This window comes from Pseudomonas citronellolis (assembly GCF_900112375.1).
GTDB classification, from domain to species: domain Bacteria; phylum Pseudomonadota; class Gammaproteobacteria; order Pseudomonadales; family Pseudomonadaceae; genus Pseudomonas; species Pseudomonas citronellolis.
The window spans coordinates 26,846-44,192 of record NZ_FOLS01000022.1 but is presented as its reverse complement, the minus strand read 5'-3'; the positions used below and the strand labels follow the sequence as shown (position 1 = coordinate 44,192).

The following is a 17,347-nucleotide window of genomic DNA, read 5'->3' as shown; positions in this document are numbered from 1 at the left end:
GGCACACTCAGTCGTCGCGGGTCAGCACTTCCAGCAGCTCGATTTCGAAGATGAGGTTGGCGTTCGGCTTGATGTGCGCGCCGATCTGCCGCTCGCCATAGGCCAGGTGCGCCGGCACGAAGAGCTTGCGCTTGCCGCCGACGCGCATGTTCATCAGGCCGATATCCCAGCCCTTGATGACGCGTCCGGTGCCGATCACGCACTGGAAGGGGCAGCCCTTGTCGTAGGAGGAGTCGAAGACGGTGCCGTCTTCCAGGGTGCCCCGGTAGTGGGTGGTGATCAGCGCGCCCTTTACCGCCGCCTTGCCGTCGCCCGGGCGGATGTCCTCGATACGCAGTTCGTCGCTCATGTCTGTGCCTCTGTCGCAGGTGGCGGCCCGGCCGGGCCGTTTCGGGGCGCCGTTTTCGCAGGAAACGCCACGCAAGGCAACAGGCGCGCTCAGGAATCCTTGTTGAGCAACGCGGCTAACCCGGCCAGGGCCTTGTGCGTGACCTTCGGCCCGCTGGCGCCGGCGTCGTTGCCCTGGTAGTGGGCGTCGACCTGGCGCTGGTGCTCGTTGTCGTGGCAGTAGAGGCACAGCAGCTCCCAGTTGGAGCCGTCCTCGGGGTTGTTGTCGTGGTTGTGGTCGCGGTGGTGCACGGTCAGCTCGCTCAGGCGCTTGCCGGAGAACTCGCGGCCGCAGCGCCCGCAGATCCACGGGTACATCTTCAGGGCCTTTTCCCGGTAGCTGCTTTCGCGGCGCTGCTGGGCCTCGGCCAGGAGTTGGTCGACCTTGCTGGTGGGTTTGGCGGGGGTGGACATGGTGGTGGCTCGGGGTGGTTGGGGGGAGGTTTTCAGCATACCGCCGTTGGGGGGGATTTGCTTTTTGTGGGGGCGAGGGCGCTGCGAATGGAGTATCTCGGTTGCGCGGGTGTTGGGCATGAGAGCGCCCTCTCCCCAGCCCTCTCCCTGAAGGGAGAGGGGGCTTGTCCGTGCCGAGAAGGATTTGGTGTCAGCCGGTTACTCGGTGCAAGCCGGCTAACGCCGAAATATCAGCATCTGCCCAACGGTCCCCTCTCCCTTCAGGGAGAGGGTTAGGGAGAGGGAACGGAGCAACCGACAACACCATGGCCCCCGGCGAGCACGGTTCGCGAGCAAGCTCGCTCCTACAAGAGCCTGGAGACTGCCTGTCCTACGAATTCCGCTCTGACCCCGTCGCCGGCCGATCGTCCGGCCGCGACCAGATCCATAGGTTGCCGATCGCCATGCCCAGCACCACCGCATACAGCCAGTAACCATGGGGCAGGGTGAGCAGCATGATCGCCAGCGCCGCGAGCATCGCCAGGCTGGCGGCGACCTTGGCCCGGCGGGCGATGGCGCGGCCGTTGCGCCAGTTGGCGAGGATGGGGCCGAACAGCCGGTGGTTCTCCAGCCAGGCGCTGAGCCTGGGCGAGCTCTTGGCCGCGGCCCAGGCCGCCAGCAGGACGAACTCGGTGGTCGGCAGGCCGGGCACCACCAGGCCGACCATGCCCACGCCCAGGCTGGTGTAGGCGAGCAGGGCATAGAGCAGGCGGGCGGTGCGCGAACGGGCGGGCTGGGACATCGGGACGGCAGCGACGGGGGTGAAGGGCGCATCCTGGCGGCTGCCGGGATGCGCGTCAATCACCGCGTCAGGCGTGGGCGGTGGCATGCTCGTAGGCGTGCTGCAGCAGGGCGCCGAAACGCTCGAAGGCGGCCAGGGCGCCGGCTTCGGCCGCGCGTTCTTCCTCGGCGCTCAGGTCCAGGCCGTCGAGGGTGCGGGTGAAACGCTTCCAGCCTTCGGCGCGGCCGCCAGCCGGCTCGCCCAGGTGGCGAGCGCCGAAGTTCTCGTCCAGGCCCAGGGCGGCCACGCGCTTGATCAGGAAGGCGGCGCCGAGCTTGGAGCCCTCGGAGACGAACAGCCAACCCAGGGCCTGCGCACGGGACGGGTTGGCCAGCGCGCCGGCCACCGGCGCCGGGACCTGGGCGCCGAGGTCGGCGAGGTCGGCCTTCGCCTGCTGGGCGCGGCAGCGCTCGGGCAGGTCGGGGAAGATCGCGCCCAGCTCGGCATCCTGGTACAGCGCCTGCAGCTCCGACTGGAACAGGTACTGGGCGACGACGAAGGGGGTGAAGTTCTCGCGGCTGGCGAAGGGATCATGGGCCTTCACCGCGGCGTCCAGGCGCCGGTGCGGGGCGTTGGTCGCCAGGTTCAGGCGCTGGGAACGCAGGGCGGGGGCTTCCAGGGTGGTCATGCAGCAGGTTCCTTGAGCGATGGATTCACAGAAGACGAGACGAACGAGAGCGGGAAAAACGTAAAGAACGGTGAGGGGTTTCCCTGTAGGAGCGGGCCCTGCCCGCGATTTCGCGCGCAGGGCGCGCTCCTACAGGTGAATCCGGATGTAGGCACCCGCAACACCCCGTAGGATGGTGTTGAGCGAAGCGATACCCATCGCCATGACCGCATGGCTTTCGCAAGCTCGACCCATCCTACGAAGAGCGCTTACCTCAGATATCCCACACCAGGTTGACCGAGAAGTTGCGGCCCGGCTGGGTCAGGCGGTCGAGGTTGGCCGGGGCCAGCACCGAGGCTTCGCCGACGCTGTCGTAGCCGCGCACGTCGTCCCACAGCCAGTACTTCTTGTCGGTGAGGTTGTACACGCCGGCGTTCAGCGTCAGGTCGTCGGTCAGCTTGTAGTAGGCGGTCAGGTCGAGGATGCCGAAGCCGGGGGTCTTGAACTGGCTGCTGGTGCCGTCCGGGGCGTTGAAGGTGGTGTCGTCGACGCGGTCCTTGCGCTTGACCAGGGTCCAGTTCAGCAGGCCGCCGTAGACCTGGCTGGGCGCGTCGTAGCCCAGGCCGAACACGCCGGTCAGCGGGTTGACGCTGTTGAGCGGCTCGCCGGTGTCCTTGTTGCGGCCGTAGGCGTAGGCCACCGAGCCCTTGCTGTAGAGGCCCTCTGGCGCGCCGAACGGAGCCAGTTCCAGGCGGCCCTTGAGCTCCACGCCCTTGATGATGGCGTGCTTGATGTTGTTGCTCTGGAAGGTGACCTCGTTGTAGCCGGCGGTGATGGCGTCCTCGTTAATGAAGTCGCGGTACTTGTTGTAGAACACCGAGACATCGAAGGAGCCGACGTCGAAGGTGCCGCGCAGGCCGGTCTCGTAGCTCTGGCTGCGTTCCGGGTCCAGGTCCGGGTTGGGCTCGACGCGGTAGCCGCTGGTGGGGTTGTCGAAGCGGCCGTACAGCGCCTTGGCGGTCGGGGTGCGGAAGCCCTGGGCGTACTGGCCGTACCACAGGTAGTTGTCGTCGAAGGCGTAGGTCACGCCGAGCTTGGGCGAGAGCTGGTGCCAGGTCTTGTCCTCGCTGCTGACCTCGCCGTCGCCGCTCTGGTCGGCGGTGTTGAGGAATTCCTCGGTGATGTGCGGCTTCAGCCGGGTGTAGTCGTAGCGCAGGCCGGGCAGGAAGGTCCAGGCGTTCCAGCGGATCTCGTCCTGGGCGAACAGGCCGTAGGTGTCGATGGTCGGGTCCGGGAAGTCGCTGCTGCGCGCCAGGGCGTCGCTGGCGCTGCTGGCGCCCACGGCGGTGCAGCCGCGACCCACGGCCAGGCAGGTGCCGCTGCCTTCGCGGTAGCCGGTGACCTTCTGCCGCTTGAGGTTGGTGCCGTAGGTCAGCAGGTGGTCGGTCTCACCCAGCTCGAAGCTCTTGTCCAGCTGCAGGTCGAACACCCACTGGCGTTCCTTGTAGAGGGTGTCGCGGGTGCGCAGGACCTGGCGGGTGATGGGGTAGTAGAACTCCTCGGTGCCTTGGTCGGTCTTCGCCACCTGGTAGTTGAAGGTCCACTTGGCGTGGTCGGCCAGGGCGCTGTCGACGAGGAACTGGTGGTCCAGGCCGAAGCGCTCGCGGGTGATGGTGTCGTTGCCCTTGCGCCACTGGTACATGCCGCCGGGCAGGATGCTCGCGGGGATGGCCGGCGCGCCGTTGGAGTAGGGGCCGCCATAGGCGCTCTTCTGGTCGGTGTCGACGTCGTCCTTGTAGTGCTCGTAGGTCAGGCCGAAGCGCGAGCCTTCGGCGTAGTTCCAGCCCAGCTTGGCCAGCACGTTGGTGGTGCGCACGTCCTCGGGGTTGGCTTCGGTGCGGGAGAGGCCGGTGCCGCCGTGGCTGCCGTAGGACTCGGTCTCGTGGCCGTTGCGCTGGCTGACGTGGAGCAGGGCGTCGAAGTCGTCGTGGCGGCCGGCGACGGTGGCGGAGGTCAGCCAGCTGTCGTCGGCCGAGCTGTAGCCGGCCTTCAGGCGCGCGCCGACGTCCTTGCCGTCCTTGATGATGTCGCTCGGGTCGAGGGTGAAGTAGCTCACCGCGCCGCCGATGGCGTTGCTGCCATACAGCGCCGAGGCCGGGCCGCGGAGGATTTCCACGCGCTTGACGATCTCCGGGTCGACGTAGTTGCGCTCGGTCTGGGCGTAGGGGCCGTTGAAGAAGGAGCCGGGAATCTCGACGCCGTCGATCTGCGTCAGCACGCGGTCGCCGTCGATGCCGCGGATGTTGTAGCCGGTGATGCCCGAGCGCTGGCCGGTGCCGCCGACGCTGACGCCGGGTTCGTCGCGCACCAGGTCCTTGATGCTGTTGACGTTGTTGCGGTCGAGGTCGGTGCGGCTACGCACGCTGACGGTGTTCGGCACCTCGTTGACGTTCTGCGCCTGGCGGGTGGCGGTGACGGTCTGCGGCTGCAGCTCGATGGCGCGGGCGCCCGGGGCGCGGAACAGCACGACGTTGCGTTCGGAGACCTGGCGGTAGTCCAGGCCGCTGCCGGCTAGCAGGCGCTTGAGCGCCTGCTCGGCGCCCAGCCGGCCGCTGACGCCGGGGGAGGTGACGCCGCTGGCCAGCTCCGCCGGCAGGGCCACCTGCCAGCCGGTGACCGAACTGAAGGCATTCAGCGCGCCGGCCAGCGGCTGGCGCTCGATGGCGAAGCGGTAGCCGGCCTGGGCCTGGCTGCTGGGCTCGGCGGCCTGGGCGCCGGCGGCAGGCACGGCGGCCAGGGCGATGGACAGTGCCAGCAGCGAAAGGCTGGCCGGTGCGCGCAGGCGATGCAGGGTGGAGCGTCGGGCGTGGGTGGTCATCGAAGGCTCTCTTCTGAGTTTCGTCGCATTCAAAATGCGAATCAGTTGCATTGGCATCTGACGAAACGGATGAGGCTTCGGGATCGCGTAAAAATAGTTTTTGGGGGGTGGCGGCCGGGGGTGGCAATCGCGGACGGAGTCCGCTCCTACGGCCGTGCTTCCTGGAACCGTAGGAGCAGCTGCGAGGCGCTTTTCGTAGGATGGGTATCGCTTCGCTCAACCCATCCTACGGGGCCGGAGGGTGTAGGAGCGGACTCCGTCCGCGATTCGGCGGATAACGGTTCGTGGCTCAGAACCCCAGCAACTGCCCTACCTGGTCCCCTTGCGGGTTGTCGCTGCGGCTCACCAGCGCGTAGTTGTAGTCGCCCTGGCTCCAGTAGCGCGTCAGCAGCTCGCCATCCTGCCGCTGGCCGTGGGGCAGCATGAGGTGGCCGGGGCCCGGCGGGCGGATGAAGAAGCTCAGGCGATGGCCCTGGGCATCCTCGTAGATCACCAGCGCCGCCGCGCCCTGCTCGGTGGCCAGCAGTCGCGCGCCGACGCTGCGCAGGCCCAGGCGGTCGAGGTCGGCGGGCAGGTTGGCGTTCTCCAGGTAGCGGCCCAGCCAGTTGCGTACGTTCTCGCCGGCGCGGGTGTCCAGCGGCGCGCTGCTGCCGTTGGCGGCGAACAGGCGGTAGGCCTGCACCGCGTCTTCCATCGGCTTGCCGTGCCTGACCAGGCTCATTTCGCGGGCCTGCCAGCCGCCCAGGCTGCCCACGCCCAGGGCCAGCAGCAGGGCGGCGGCGGTGGCCAGGCGGGCGCGGCGGCGTTCGCGCAGGCGGCGGCGGATGCGCGCCGGGTCCAGCGCCGGGCCGGCCGGCGGCAGGGCGCGGCTGGCCAGGGCGGCGCGCAGGTGCTGGGCGTCCTGCCGCCATTGCTCGACGCGGCGGGCCTCCTGCGGGTGGCTGGCCAGCCAGGCTTCGATCCATTGCCGGCGCTCGGCGTCCAGCTGGCCGTCGAGGTAGGCGTGCAGGTCGCTTTCGGTAGGCGTCAGTTCGCTCATTTGAGTACCCGTAGGGAAGGGGCGCCGCTGCTGCCTTCGCTGAGCGCGCGCAGGGCCTGGCGTGCGCGCGACAGGCGCGACATCACGGTGCCGATGGGGATCTGCAGGGCCTCGCCGACCTCGCGGTAGCTCAGCCCCTCGACGCTGACCAGGGTGAGCAGGGCGCGCTGTTCGGCCGGCAGGCGTTCGAAGGCCTCCAGGGTGGAGCGCGCGCTGACGATGTCCTCGGCGGAGGGGCTGCGTTCTTCCGCGCCGCCGAACAGCGCGAGGATGCGCGCGTAGCGGCGGGCGCGGCGCTGGCCGTCGACGAACAGGCGGTAGAGGATGGCGAACAGCCAGGCGCGCAGGTCGCCGTCGCCGCGCTTGCCGCCCCAGGCCGACAGGGCCTTTTCCAGGGTGGCCTGGACCAGGTCGTCGGCGCTGGCCGCCTCGCGCGTCAGGGACAGCGCGAAGCGCCGCAGGCGCGGCAGCAGTTCGCGCAGTTGCTGGTCATCCAGTTCGTTCATCGCGCCGCGGCCGTCGGCCGTCTCCGTGGTTCGTCGAGCCGGTGGGACGAATCCCCGCGCAGTTTATTCCACCGCCGGTCGGCTTTCAGGCGAATTTCCGCTGCCGGGAATAACCCGGCGCCTGGTGCGTCGTACGGGCTCATCGAACCTGGCCCAATGAGGACCTACCCATGACCCAACCCGACTCGGCGCCGCCGAACCTGCCCCTGCGCCTGGCGACCATCGCCCTGGCCGTAGGCGGCCTGGCTGCCGCCTTCGCCTACGCCGCCGGCTGGATAGGCCCGCAGCGCCTGACCCCGGCGCGCCTGGTGGACAGCCTGGAGCAGAACGCCGGCGTCTACCCGGCCTACCGCCGCAACCATGCCAAAGGCCTTTGCGTGGTCGGCCATTTCGACAGCAACGGCGCCGGCGGCGAAGTCTCCCGCGCCGCGGTGTTCGCCAGGGGCAGCGTGCCGGTGGTGGGGCGCCTGGCGATTCCCGGCGGCAACCCGGCCGCCAGCGACGGCGCCGCGCCCATCCGCAGCCTGGCCCTGCGCTTCCTGCCCGGGCACGGCGGGGAATGGCGCACCGGGATGAACGCCATGCCGGTGTTCGTGGTGAACAGCGTGCAGGGCTTCTACGCGCTGCAGCAGGCCTCGCAGCCGCAGCCGGGCAGCGGCAAGCCCGACCCGGCGAAGCTGGCCGCGTTCTTCCAGGCGCACCCGGAAACCGCCGCCTTCCGCGCCTGGGTGAAGAGTTCCACGCCTTCGTCCAGCTACGCCAACAGCGCCTACTACGGCCTCAACGCCTTCTTCCTGGTGGACGGGCAGGGCCGCGAGCACCCGGTGCGCTGGTCGGTGCAGCCGGAGGCAGCCTACCAGCCGATCAGCGCCGAGCAGCGCGGCGAGGCCGACTTCCTGGCCGCCGAGCTGCAGCAGCGCCTGGCCCAGGGGCCGCTGAAATGGCGCCTGCTGCTGACCCTCGGCGAACCCGGCGACTCCACCGCCGACGCCACCCAGGCCTGGCCGGCGCAGCGCCGCAGCATCGATGCCGGCGAACTGGTCATCGAGCGCGCGCTGCCCGAGCAGGGCGGGCCCTGCCAGGACGTCAACTACGACCCGCTGATCCTGCCCGACGGCATCCGCGCCTCGGACGACCCGCTGCTGAGCGCGCGCTCGGCGGCCTATTCGGAATCCTTCAACCGCCGTACCCGCGAGCAGGCCGCCATGCCGGCCAAGGAGCCGCAGCCGTGAAAGCCGAACCCCGCTACTTCCCCTTGCCGCTGCGCGTGTTGCATTGGCTGATGGCGCCGCTGGTGATCGCCATGCTGCTGATCGGCCTGGCCATGGTCGCCAGCGCTTCGCCCGCCCATGCCACCCTGGTGGCGATCCACAAGCCCCTGGGCGCGGCGCTTCTGGTGCTGGTGCTGCTGCGCCTGGCCATCCGCCTGAGCCGGCGGGTGCCGGCGCTGCCGCGGGAAATGCCGGCCTGGCAGCAGCGCCTGGCCCATGCCTCGCACTACCTGCTGTACGCGCTGCTGATCCTGCAGCCGCTGGTGGGCTGGACCATGCAGTCGGCCGGCGGCTACCCGGTGGTGCTGTTCGAGGGCCACGAGCTGCCGGCCCTGGTCGACCCCTCGGTGTGGCTGCACAGCCTGCTGCGCAGCGCCCACAGCGTGATCGCCTACCTGCTGATGGTGACCATCCTGCTGCACCTGGCGGCCGCGCTGTTCCACGGCCTGATTCGCCGAGACGATGTGCTGCCCAGCATGACCGGCGGCCGCCTGCCGACCCTCACCCCGGGAGAACGTCCATGAACATCCGCGCCCTCCAGCCCGTCCTGCTGGCCCTGGCCTTGGCCGCCACTCCGGCCGCCTTCGCCGCCGAGCCCGGCGACCCGCCGGCCGAGGACTACCACTTCGGCAGCCGCCCGGACATTGCCGAGGTGCTGCGCCCGGCCGACCTGGACTTCTGTGGCATCCGCGAGGTGGAGATGCTTTACCTCGACCACCAGGGGCAGAAGCACCGGTTGCGCTACCCGGTGTGGGGCAGCTGCCCGAGCCAGAATTAGGCCAGCGCTGCCTTCAGCGCGGCGTCACACCAGTTGGCTGTCGATATGGATTTCGCCGCTGAGCAGCTTGTGCACGGGGCAGGCGTTGGCGATTTCCAGCAGGCGCTGGCGCTGGGTGTCGTCCAGCGCGCCGTTCAGGCCGATGTCACGGGCGATGCGGCTGTTGCCGGGTTTCTCCTGGCTGAGCCTGAGTTGCACCTGGATGCTGTCCAGCGGCCATTGCTTGCGCCGCGCGTACATGGCCAGGGTGATGGCGGTGCAGGCGCCCAGGGACGACAGCAACAGCTGGAAGGGGCCCGGGCCCTGGTTGCCGCCGCCCAGCTCGGCGGGTTCGTCGGCCAGCCACTGGTGCAGGCCGTCGGACAGGCTGACCTGGTAGGGAATGCCGGCGTGGCTGGCGGTGACGGTGGCGTCGCTCATGGCAAGGCTCCTTGGCCTGGAAGGGGAGGCCTGGGAGTCTAACCGCCTAGCGCCTCGGCGCGCAGCGCGCTGAAAGTCGACTCTACTTCGGCATGGGAACGACCGCGGCTTGCCTGCAACGAGGCGCGTGCCGCATCAACCTTTCGCTGCAGGTAGTCGTCGTATTCGTCGAGCCGTGTCTGTTCAACTGCGGGGGCAGCGACGGCGATCGATTCCTTCTTCGTCGTTGCGTTCATCGCTCATTTCCAGGTAGGCCAGGAAAACTTCGCATTCTATCTGTACGGTGACGAGCAGTACCGTCAGACCCCGCGCATCTGCTGCAACCTGATATGCCGCCGCGCGCTGCGCGCCAGGCGGATGCCGAGCAGGATCGCCGCGCAGGTCAGGCCGACGATCAGGCCTTCCCACAGCCCGCGCGGGCCGGTGGGCTGTTGCAGCCAGTCGGCGAGGCCGAGGCTGTAGCCCACCGGCAGGCCGATGCCCCAGTAGGCGAACAGGGTGATGAGCATGACCGCGCGGGTGTCCTGGTAGCCGCGCAGGGCGCCGGCGGCGGTGACCTGCAGGCCGTCGGAGAACTGGAACAGCGCCGAGTACACCAGCAGCGCGGCGGCCAGCGTCAGCACCTCGGGGTCGCGGGTGTAGAGCGCGGCGATGTGTTCGCGGAACACCAGCATGGCGCTGGCCGAGATGGCCGCCCAGGCCAGCGCCGTGGCCATCCCGGTGCCGGCGGAGAAGCGTGCGTCGCGCGGGCGGCTGGCGCCCAGGGCCTGGCCGACGCGCACGGTCACCGCCATGGCCAGGGCGTAGGGGATCATGAAGGCCAGGGCGCTGATGTTCAGGGCGATCTGGTGCCCGGCCACGACCTTCTCGCCCAGCTCGCCGATCAGCAGGGCGATCACCGAGAAGATGCTCGACTCGGCGAAGATGGCGATGCCGATGGGCAGGCCGACGCTGAGCAGGCCGCCGATCACCTTGCGGTCGGGCCGCTCCCAGCGGGCGAACAGGGCGCTGGGCTGGTACATCCGGGCGCTTTTCACCCACACCAGCATGCCCAGCAGCATGAACCACATCACCGTGCCGGTGGCCCAGCCGCAGCCGGCGCCGCCCAGGGCCGGGACGCCCAGGTGGCCGTAGATCAGCACGTAGTTGAGGGGGATGTTCAGCAGCAATCCGCAGATGCCCAGCACCATGCTCGGCCGGGTGCGCCCCAGGCCGTCGCTGAAGCAGCGCAGCACGTGGTACAGGGCCACCGCCGGCAGGCCGCAGGCGATGCCGCGCAGGTAGAAGCGGCTGGGTTCGATCAGCGCTTCCTCGACCTTCATCGCCCGCAGGATGGGCTCGGAAAGGAACCACAGCGCGGCCGCCGCCAGCGGCCCCACCAGCAGCGCCAGCCACAGCGCCTGGCGCACCAGCGGGCCGGTGCCGGGCTGGTCGCCGGCGCCGAAGCGCTGGGCGACCTTGGCGGTGGTGGCCAGCAGGGTGCCGGTCATCAGCAGGAACACCGGGATCCAGATGGAGTTGCCCAGGGCCACCGCGGCCAGGTCGCGGGGGCCGACGCGGCCGGCCATGACGGCATCGACGAAGCCCATGGCGGTGGTGGCCAGTTGGGCGATCATGATGGGCGCGGCGAGGGTGAGCAGCTCCCTGAGTTCGGTGGCGAGGCGCCGTCCGCGCGAGACGGGCTGGGCAATGGCAGTCACGGCTGTCCTTGGCTGAGCTTACGTGGGGAAGCCGGCCAGTCTATCGCCTGACGGTAGGGTCAGGAAAGCGCCACGCACGCGGGCCGCGACCCCCGGCCATGGCGCTGGTAAAGTGACGGGAATCATCCGTAGGAGCTTTCCTCATGCGCATCCTTGCCGACGAGAACATTCCCCTGGCCGAGGCCTTCTTCGGCGCCCAGGGCGAGATCCGCCGCGTCCCCGGGCGCGCCATCGACCGCGCCGCCCTGGGCGATGCCGAGGTGCTGCTGGTGCGCTCGGTGACCCAGGTTGACCGCGAACTGCTGCAGGGCAGCGCGGTGCGCTTCGTCGGCACCTGCACCATCGGCACCGACCATCTGGACCTGGGCTACTTCGCCGAGGCCGGCATCGCCTGGTCCAGCGCGCCGGGCTGCAACGCCCGCGGCGTGGTGGACTGGGTGCTGGGCAGCCTGCTGGCGCTGGCCGAGGCCCACGGCGCGGACCTGGGCAAGCGCCGCTACGGCGTGGTCGGCGCCGGCCAGGTCGGCGGGCGCCTGGTGGACGTGCTGCGCGGCCTGGGCTGGGACGTGCGGGTGTGCGACCCGCCGCGGCAGGCCGCCGAGGGCGGCGACTTCGTCAGCCTGGAGGAGATCGTCCACGAGTGCGACGTGATCAGCCTGCACACGCCGCTGACCAGCATGGGCGCGCACATGACCCGCCACCTGATCGATGCCGAGCGCCTGGCCCACCTGCGCCCCGGCGCCTGGCTGCTCAACGCCAGCCGCGGCGCGGTGGTGGACAACCTGGCGCTGCGCCAGCGCCTGGAAAGCGGCGCCGACCTGGACGTGGCGCTGGACGTCTGGGAAGGCGAGCCCCAGGCCGACCCCGAGCTGGCCCAGCTGTGCCGCATCGCCACCCCGCACATCGCCGGCTACAGCCTGGACGGCAAGCTGCGCGGCACCGCGCAGATCTACGAGGCCTTCTGCGCCTGGCGCGGCATCGAGCCCAGCGTGCAGCTGGACGACCTGCTGCCGGCGCAGTGGCTGATGGAGCTGAACCTGGGCGAGGACTGCGCGCCGGACTGGGCACTGGGCCTGCTGTGCCGCGCGGTGTACGACCCGCGCGGCGACGACGCGGCCTTCCGCCGTAGCCTGGTGGGCGGCGCCGAGGCGCGCCGCGAAGCCTTCGACGCGCTGCGCAAGCACTACCCGCCGCGCCGCGAGATCACCGGCCTGTGGGTGGACATCCAGGGTGAGGCGCCGGCGCTGGAACGCCTGGTCCAGGCGCTGGGCGCCAACCGCGTCGGCGAGTAGACAGGGGAAAGGGCCCGCCAGGGCGGCGGGCCGGAGGGGTCAGCGCGCGCGCTTCTGCACGCAGCTGCCTTCCAGTTCGCGGCAGGCGCGCTGGATCATGTCTTCGGTAATGGGTATCTCGCGGCCCTGGGCGTCGATGATCGAGCCGCCCACCGGCTGGTCCGGGGCGGGACGCGGGGGTTCGCGGCGCGGGGCGTTGTCATGGGTGGGGTGCGAGCTCATGGCCAAACTCCTCATCGAAAGCTGCTGCAGTCTAGGCAGAATCACATGAAGTCCCGGTGACAGCGCGCGCCGGGCGAAACGACCGCCGTGGCCGCGGGCGCGAGCCGGGCGGCGGGGCGGTGAATGCTTGTTATGAGCCGGTCCCTCCCGGACCTGGTATCCGTGGGAAAGTCCTTTGAGGTTGAGTATGGACGGATTTCACCTGGGCCTGATCGTCAATCCGCTGGCCGGTATCGGCGGCACTGCCGCGCTCAAGGGCAGCGACGGCGTCGCTGAGCAGGCCCTGGCGCTGGGGGCCGCGCCGCGCGCGGCCGAGCGTACCCGGCAGGCGCTGGAGGTGCTGCTGCCGCTGCGCGAGCGCCTGCGCTTCCTCACCTTCCCGGGGCCGATGGGCGGCGACCTGCTGGCCGATATGGGCTTCCGTTTCGAGGTGATCGGCGAACTGGCAGGCGAGCGCACCAGCGCCGAGGACACCCGCCGCGCCGTGACCCTGCTGCAGGACACCGAGGTGGCGCTGATCCTTTTCGCCGGCGGCGACGGCACCGCCCGCGACGTCGCCGCGGTGGCGCGCGAGGGCCAGCCGGTGCTGGGCATCCCGGCCGGGGTGAAGATCCATTCCGGGGTCTACGCGGTCAGCCCGCGGGCGGCCGGCGAGCTGGCCCGGCGCCTGGTGGAGGGCGGCCTGGTGCGCCTGGCCCAGGGCGAGGTGCGCGACCTCGACGAGGCGGCGCTGCGCGAGGGTCGGGTGGCGGCGCGCTGGTACGCCGAGCTGACGGTGCCGGAGGAAGGCCGCTTCATGCAGCACGTGAAGCAGGCCGGGGTGGAGACCGAGGAGCTGGTACTGGCCGACATCGCCGACTGGCTGCGCGACACCTGGGAAGACGGCGTGCGCTACGTCTTCGGCCCCGGCTCGACGCTGCACGGCCTGGCCCGCGAACTGGGCCTGGAGACCACGCTGCTGGGCGTGGACGTGATCGAGAACGGCGAGGTGATCGCCCGCGACGTCACCGAGCAGCAGCTGTTCGAGCTGGTGGACGACTACCCCAGCTGGCTGCTGGTGACGGTGATCGGCGGCCAGGGCCACGTGATCGGCCGCGGCAACCAGCAGATCAGCCCGCGGGTGCTGCGCGCCATCGGCCTGGAGCGCCTGCGGGTGGTGGCCACCAAGCGCAAGCTCGGCACCCTGGAAGGCCGGCCGCTGCTGGTGGACAGCGGCGACCTGCAGCTGGACGCGAGTTTCCCCGACGCGCTGCGGGTCTGGGCCGGCTACAAGGAAGAGCTGCTCTACCCGCTGGCCGAGGCGCTGTAGCCGCCCAGGCCGAGGAAGCGCGCCAGCGGGGCGACGCGTGACAGCAGCCAGCGCTCCATCAGCCAGACCAGCAGCAGCGAGGCGCCCAGCAGCGGCAGGTACAGCCCCAGCAGCACCAGCACGGCGAGGGCCAGCGCCGGGTAGCGCGCACCCGCCATGGCCGCCGGCGCGCCCAGTACGCCCTGCGGCCGGCGCCGCCACCACAGCACCAGGGCGCTGAGCGCCAGGCAGATCAAGCCCAGGGTGGTGAACAGCCCGAGCGCCTGGTTGGCCACGCCGAACAGCTGGCCCTCGTGGGCCGCCACGCCGTAGCCGATCACGCGGTCGAGCAGCGGCCGCTGGGCGAAGTCCACGCGCTTGAGCACTGCGCCGGTCTGCGCGTCGAGCACCAGGTTGACGCGCTGCGGGCGGTTGGCCGCGTCCGAACGCGCGGTCCACTGCGGGGCCATGGCCGAGGGCGGCGCCAGCAGCACGGGGTAGGGCAGGTCCAGTGCCTGTACGGTCGGCAGCACTCGATCGAGGGCGGTGTAGTCCGGCGTCGGTGGTGGCATGTCGGGCATGGCGTGGTGCATGCCCGGCATGTTGGCGTGCTCGTCCGCCGGGGCGGCGTTCTGCGCGCGGCGCTGGGCCATCTCCTCGGCGCGGCCGGTGGTCCAGTCCTGTTGCACCGTCTGCTTCGCCGCCCACTGGCGGACCTCCTTGAGCGCGCCGCCCCAGAAGGTCGCCCAGGGGAGGCCGCTGAGGATCAGCAGCAGGGCGAACAGCGACACCCAGAATCCGGTCACTCCGTGCAGGTCGCGCCAGAACAGCCGGCCGCGCTGGCCCAGGCGCGGGTAGAGCACCCCGCCCAGGCGCGTGCCGCGCGGCCACCAGAGGTACAGGCCGGTCACCAGCAACAGCACCGTCCAGCAGGCCGCCAGTTCCACCAGGTAGGAGCCGGTGCTGCCCATCAGCAGCTCGCCGTGCAGGTGGAACAGCTGGCGGCTGAAGCGCTGGTCCTCGACGACCTGGTGCAGCACTCGGGCGTCGGTCGGATCGACGTAGACGCGGTGCAGGTCCTCGCCGTTGCCGACCAGGACCTGTGCGGCGTCGCGCGGGCCATCCGGCAACTGGTAGGCATTCAGGCGCGCGCCGGGCACCGCGGCCAGAGCTGCGCGCACCTGCTCGCTGACCGGCAGCCGCGCGGCAGTCGCGTCCACCTGGTTGTAGGGGCTGTCGAGCAGGGCGTCGATCTGCGGGCGGAACAGGTAGATCGAGCCGGTGAGCGACAGGGCGAGGATGAACGGGATGCAGAACAGCCCGGCGTAGAAGTGCCAGCGCCAGATCAGGCGGTACAGCGCGGCGCGGTTGGCTGGTGTCATGGCGGGCCTCAGTAGTCGTAGCTCAGGCCGAGGAAGGCCGTGCGCTGCGGGTAGGGGTGGCTGACGTAGTACTTCTCGTTGCCCAGGTTGTCGATCCCGGCCGAGGCGGTCAGGTGCTCGTCGATGCGGTAGCTGGCCTTGACGTCGAACACGCTGTAGCGGCTGATGCCGCCGTAGGTGTCGTGGTTGTCGTCGGTGTTCAGCAGGGTGCCGTAGGAGGCGCTGGCGTAGCGGTAGCCCAGGGCGTAGGTCAGGCGCGCATCCTGGTGGTAGACCGCGGACAGGCGCGCCCGCCAGCGTGGGATGCGCGGGTAGTCGTTGCCTTCGGCGGCCGGGGTCAGGGCGTCTTCGAGGATTCGCGCCTGGGTCCAGGTCAGGCTGGCGGACAGGTCCAGGCCGGGCAGGCCGACGTCCTTCGCATCCAGCGCGCTCTCGATGCCGCGCAGGCGGGCGCGGTCGATGTTGTCGATGCGGGTGAGGTTGGGGCTGACGCTGGTGTCGGTCTGCGAGAACAGCGCGTCGTGGCGTTCTTCCTGGAACAGCGAGACGCGCAGCAGGTAGCGGTCCCAGCCGTACTGGGTGGTCCAGTCGAAGGAGCGCACGTCCTCGGGCTTGAGGTCCGGGTTGTTCTGCACCAGCTGGGTGCCGCTGCTGATCTGCTGGAACAGCTCGCCCACGGTCGGGTAGCGCACGGCGCGGCCGTAGGAGAAGCGCGTCTGCAGGGCGTCGGTGATGTCGAAGGCCAGCGCCGCCTTGGGCGAGATGTCGTTGCGCTGCTGGTCGTCGTAGTGGACCTGCTGCGGGGTGGTGGTGGCGTCGCGGTTGAAGCCGTCGAAGGCTTCCCAGTGTTCGGCGCGGGCGCCCAGGGTCAGGGTCCAGCGCGGGGCGAACCGCCAGGCGTCCTGCAGGTACAGCGCCTGGGTGCGCGTCTCGCCGCCGGAGGCCGCGACCTTGGCGCCGTTGCCGGCGGACTTCCAGTCGTCCAGCTGGTAGGTGCGCTGCTTCAGCAGGTAGTCGTCGATGTGGTAGCCGAAGGTGACCTCGTGGCTGTCGGGGCGCCAGATGCCGCGCAACTCGCCGGTCTGCCAGCCGGTGCCGTCCTGCACCTGGCGGGTGCCGGCCTGGCTCTGGCCGTAGCTGGAGGCGGTGCGGGTGGAGGAGTCGAGGTAGCGGTAGTCGCTGGCCGAGGCCTGCCAGTCGAAGAGGCCGCCGCTGTGGCTGGCGAACGACAGGCCGTTGAGCAGGTGCAGCTCGTCGGTGCGGCTGGGGTTGAGGCCGGAGACCTTGTACGAATGCCCGTCGATGTTGACCGTGCCGTTGTACAGGGTGCGCCCGCTGGCGTCCTTCAGGTAGCTGTCGACGCCGGTGTGGGAGTCGTTGGACCACAGGCCCAGGGTGTAGACCGCGGTGATGTCGTCGTTCAGGTCCCAGCCCAGCTTGAGCTTGCCCTGGTCCTGCAGGGTGTGGTCGATGGAGTAGCCGCCGAACACCAGGCGCTGTTTGCCGTTCTGGTCGCTGTCCGCGTGGGCGCCGCTGGCCATGGGTGCGCCGGCCGTCGGCGCCTTGCTCGACAGGCCGGCGGTGGCGTAGCTCATCGGCTGGCCCTGGCTGTCCAGGTGGTCGTAGGACACCCACACCGACAGCGGCCCGCGGCGGTCGCCAGCGGCCAGGCTGATATTGCCGGTGGCGTAGTCGTCGTGGCTGCCGTAGAGGTCGAAGTCCTGCCGCGAGCCGGTGACCGAGGCGTGGAATTCCGGGCGCGTGGGCATGCGCGTCTCCAGTGTCACCACGCCGCCCAGGGAGTTGCCCGGGTAGAGCGCGCTGAACGGGCCGTAGAGCACGTCGACGCGGGAAATCTCGGCGGGCGTCACCAGGCCCCAGCGCGGCGGGAAGGCGTAGCTGTTGCCGAGCAGGTTGGAGAGCAGCAGGTCGTCGGCGTAGACCAGCGACTGCGCGCTGGAAATGGTGCCGGTGGTGCGGGTGGCGAGAATGCCGTTGCGGTCGCCGATGAAGCGCTCGCGCACCTCGATGCTGGGCAGGTACTTCAGGGCCTGGGCGGAAGTGACCAGGTTGGTGCTCTCGCGCAGTTGCTCGGCCGTGCGGCTCTCGACCACGGCGGGGGCGCTGGCCAGGGCCGCGGGCAATGGCTGCTGGCCTTCGGCGCTGACCACCACGTCGGCCAGGCGGGTAGGGGCGTCGCCATCGGCGGCGGTTTCGGCGTGGGCCGGCAGCAACAGGCTGCCGGCCAGGCCGCAGAGCAGGGTGCGGGCGGCCGGGGGCTTCAGTGCGTAGGCAACGCACCGGCGCAGGGATGTGGACATCCGGATGATCCTTGTTCAGGAC

The 17,347-nt window shown here is 70.3% G+C and carries 18 protein-coding genes; 5 read left to right on the top strand and 13 right to left on the bottom strand.

Annotated features, from left to right (window positions below):
- Nucleotides 1-7 precede the first annotated feature (7 nt).
- From BM060_RS20375 to BM060_RS20345, 7 genes are all read right to left on the bottom strand, one after another.
- Nucleotides 8-349: an FKBP-type peptidyl-prolyl cis-trans isomerase gene (locus tag BM060_RS20375; RefSeq protein WP_074982411.1), complete on the bottom strand. Its 342-nt coding sequence runs from the start codon at nt 347-349 to the stop codon at nt 8-10.
- Nucleotides 350-438: 89 nt separating this feature from the next.
- Nucleotides 439-801, bottom strand: a complete 363-nt coding sequence (locus BM060_RS20370) for a YajD family HNH nuclease (RefSeq protein ID WP_009620259.1) — start codon at nt 799-801, stop codon at nt 439-441.
- Between the two features lie 370 nt (nt 802-1,171).
- Nucleotides 1,172-1,582 (bottom strand): YbaN family protein, encoded by a 411-nt coding sequence (locus BM060_RS20365; protein ID WP_074982408.1) that lies wholly within the window; start codon nt 1,580-1,582, stop codon nt 1,172-1,174.
- A 67-nt stretch (nt 1,583-1,649) separates the two neighbouring features.
- On the bottom strand, nt 1,650-2,249 hold the full coding sequence (locus tag BM060_RS20360; protein WP_074982406.1) for a biliverdin-producing heme oxygenase: 600 nt from the start codon (nt 2,247-2,249) through the stop codon (nt 1,650-1,652).
- 253 nt (nt 2,250-2,502) lie between these two features.
- A complete protein-coding gene (locus BM060_RS20355; RefSeq protein ID WP_074982403.1) occupies nt 2,503-5,106 on the bottom strand; it encodes a TonB-dependent receptor in 2,604 nt (867 codons plus the stop codon).
- 289 nt (nt 5,107-5,395) lie between these two features.
- The gene (locus BM060_RS20350) at nt 5,396-6,145 is read right to left on the bottom strand and encodes an anti-sigma factor family protein (protein ID WP_074982402.1); all 750 of its coding nucleotides are present in this window, start codon (nt 6,143-6,145) and stop codon (nt 5,396-5,398) included.
- Complete coding sequence (locus BM060_RS20345) at nt 6,142-6,651, bottom strand: sigma-70 family RNA polymerase sigma factor (protein ID WP_058489505.1); 510 nt, start codon at nt 6,649-6,651, stop codon at nt 6,142-6,144. Before BM060_RS20345 ends, BM060_RS20350 begins: the two co-directional genes overlap by 4 nt.
- Nucleotides 6,652-6,821: 170 nt before the next feature.
- On the opposite strand from BM060_RS20345, the gene BM060_RS20340 reads away from it, so the two are divergent.
- From BM060_RS20340 to BM060_RS20330, 3 genes are read left to right on the top strand one after another with little or no spacing between them, the layout of a single operon-like run.
- On the top strand, nt 6,822-7,883 hold the full coding sequence (locus BM060_RS20340) for a catalase family peroxidase (protein WP_074982400.1): 1,062 nt from the start codon (nt 6,822-6,824) through the stop codon (nt 7,881-7,883).
- On the top strand, nt 7,880-8,446 hold the full coding sequence (locus BM060_RS20335) for a cytochrome b (RefSeq protein ID WP_074982397.1): 567 nt from the start codon (nt 7,880-7,882) through the stop codon (nt 8,444-8,446). Before BM060_RS20340 ends, BM060_RS20335 begins: the two co-directional genes overlap by 4 nt.
- Nucleotides 8,443-8,700: a DUF2790 domain-containing protein gene (locus BM060_RS20330; protein WP_083426802.1), complete on the top strand. Its 258-nt coding sequence runs from the start codon at nt 8,443-8,445 to the stop codon at nt 8,698-8,700. The genes BM060_RS20335 and BM060_RS20330 overlap by 4 nt, the downstream gene beginning before the upstream one ends.
- A 24-nt stretch (nt 8,701-8,724) precedes the next feature.
- Here the strand turns inward: BM060_RS20330 and BM060_RS20325 are convergent, their stop codons facing one another.
- From BM060_RS20325 to BM060_RS20315, 3 genes are all read right to left on the bottom strand, one after another.
- Nucleotides 8,725-9,120 (bottom strand): OsmC family protein, encoded by a 396-nt coding sequence (locus tag BM060_RS20325; protein WP_074982395.1) that lies wholly within the window; start codon nt 9,118-9,120, stop codon nt 8,725-8,727.
- A gap of 38 nt (nt 9,121-9,158) precedes the next feature.
- A complete protein-coding gene (locus BM060_RS20320) occupies nt 9,159-9,356 on the bottom strand; it encodes a hypothetical protein (protein ID WP_074982393.1) in 198 nt (65 codons plus the stop codon).
- Nucleotides 9,357-9,419: 63 nt separating this feature from the next.
- On the bottom strand, nt 9,420-10,820 hold the full coding sequence (locus BM060_RS20315) for an MATE family efflux transporter (protein ID WP_074982391.1): 1,401 nt from the start codon (nt 10,818-10,820) through the stop codon (nt 9,420-9,422).
- A 143-nt stretch (nt 10,821-10,963) separates the two neighbouring features.
- On the opposite strand from BM060_RS20315, the gene pdxB reads away from it, so the two are divergent.
- Complete coding sequence (gene pdxB / locus BM060_RS20310) at nt 10,964-12,112, top strand: 4-phosphoerythronate dehydrogenase PdxB (protein ID WP_074982389.1); 1,149 nt, start codon at nt 10,964-10,966, stop codon at nt 12,110-12,112.
- A gap of 39 nt (nt 12,113-12,151) precedes the next feature.
- Here the strand turns inward: pdxB and BM060_RS20305 are convergent, their stop codons facing one another.
- A complete protein-coding gene (locus BM060_RS20305) occupies nt 12,152-12,334 on the bottom strand; it encodes a PA1571 family protein (protein WP_009620307.1) in 183 nt (60 codons plus the stop codon).
- 187 nt (nt 12,335-12,521) lie between these two features.
- Between BM060_RS20305 and BM060_RS20300 the strand changes: the two genes are divergently transcribed.
- Complete coding sequence (locus BM060_RS20300) at nt 12,522-13,643, top strand: ATP-NAD kinase family protein (RefSeq protein WP_074982387.1); 1,122 nt, start codon at nt 12,522-12,524, stop codon at nt 13,641-13,643.
- Here the strand turns inward: BM060_RS20300 and BM060_RS20295 are convergent.
- Nucleotides 13,619-15,004 carry a PepSY-associated TM helix domain-containing protein gene (locus tag BM060_RS20295; RefSeq protein ID WP_074982385.1) on the bottom strand — a complete coding sequence of 462 codons (1,386 nt, stop codon included), beginning with the start codon at nt 15,002-15,004 and terminating at the stop codon, nt 13,619-13,621. The genes BM060_RS20300 and BM060_RS20295 overlap by 25 nt on opposite strands.
- Before the next feature lie 8 nt (nt 15,005-15,012).
- Nucleotides 15,013-17,325 (bottom strand): TonB-dependent receptor, encoded by a 2,313-nt coding sequence (locus tag BM060_RS20290; RefSeq protein WP_074982383.1) that lies wholly within the window; start codon nt 17,323-17,325, stop codon nt 15,013-15,015.
- Nucleotides 17,326-17,347: the final 22 nt, after the last annotated feature.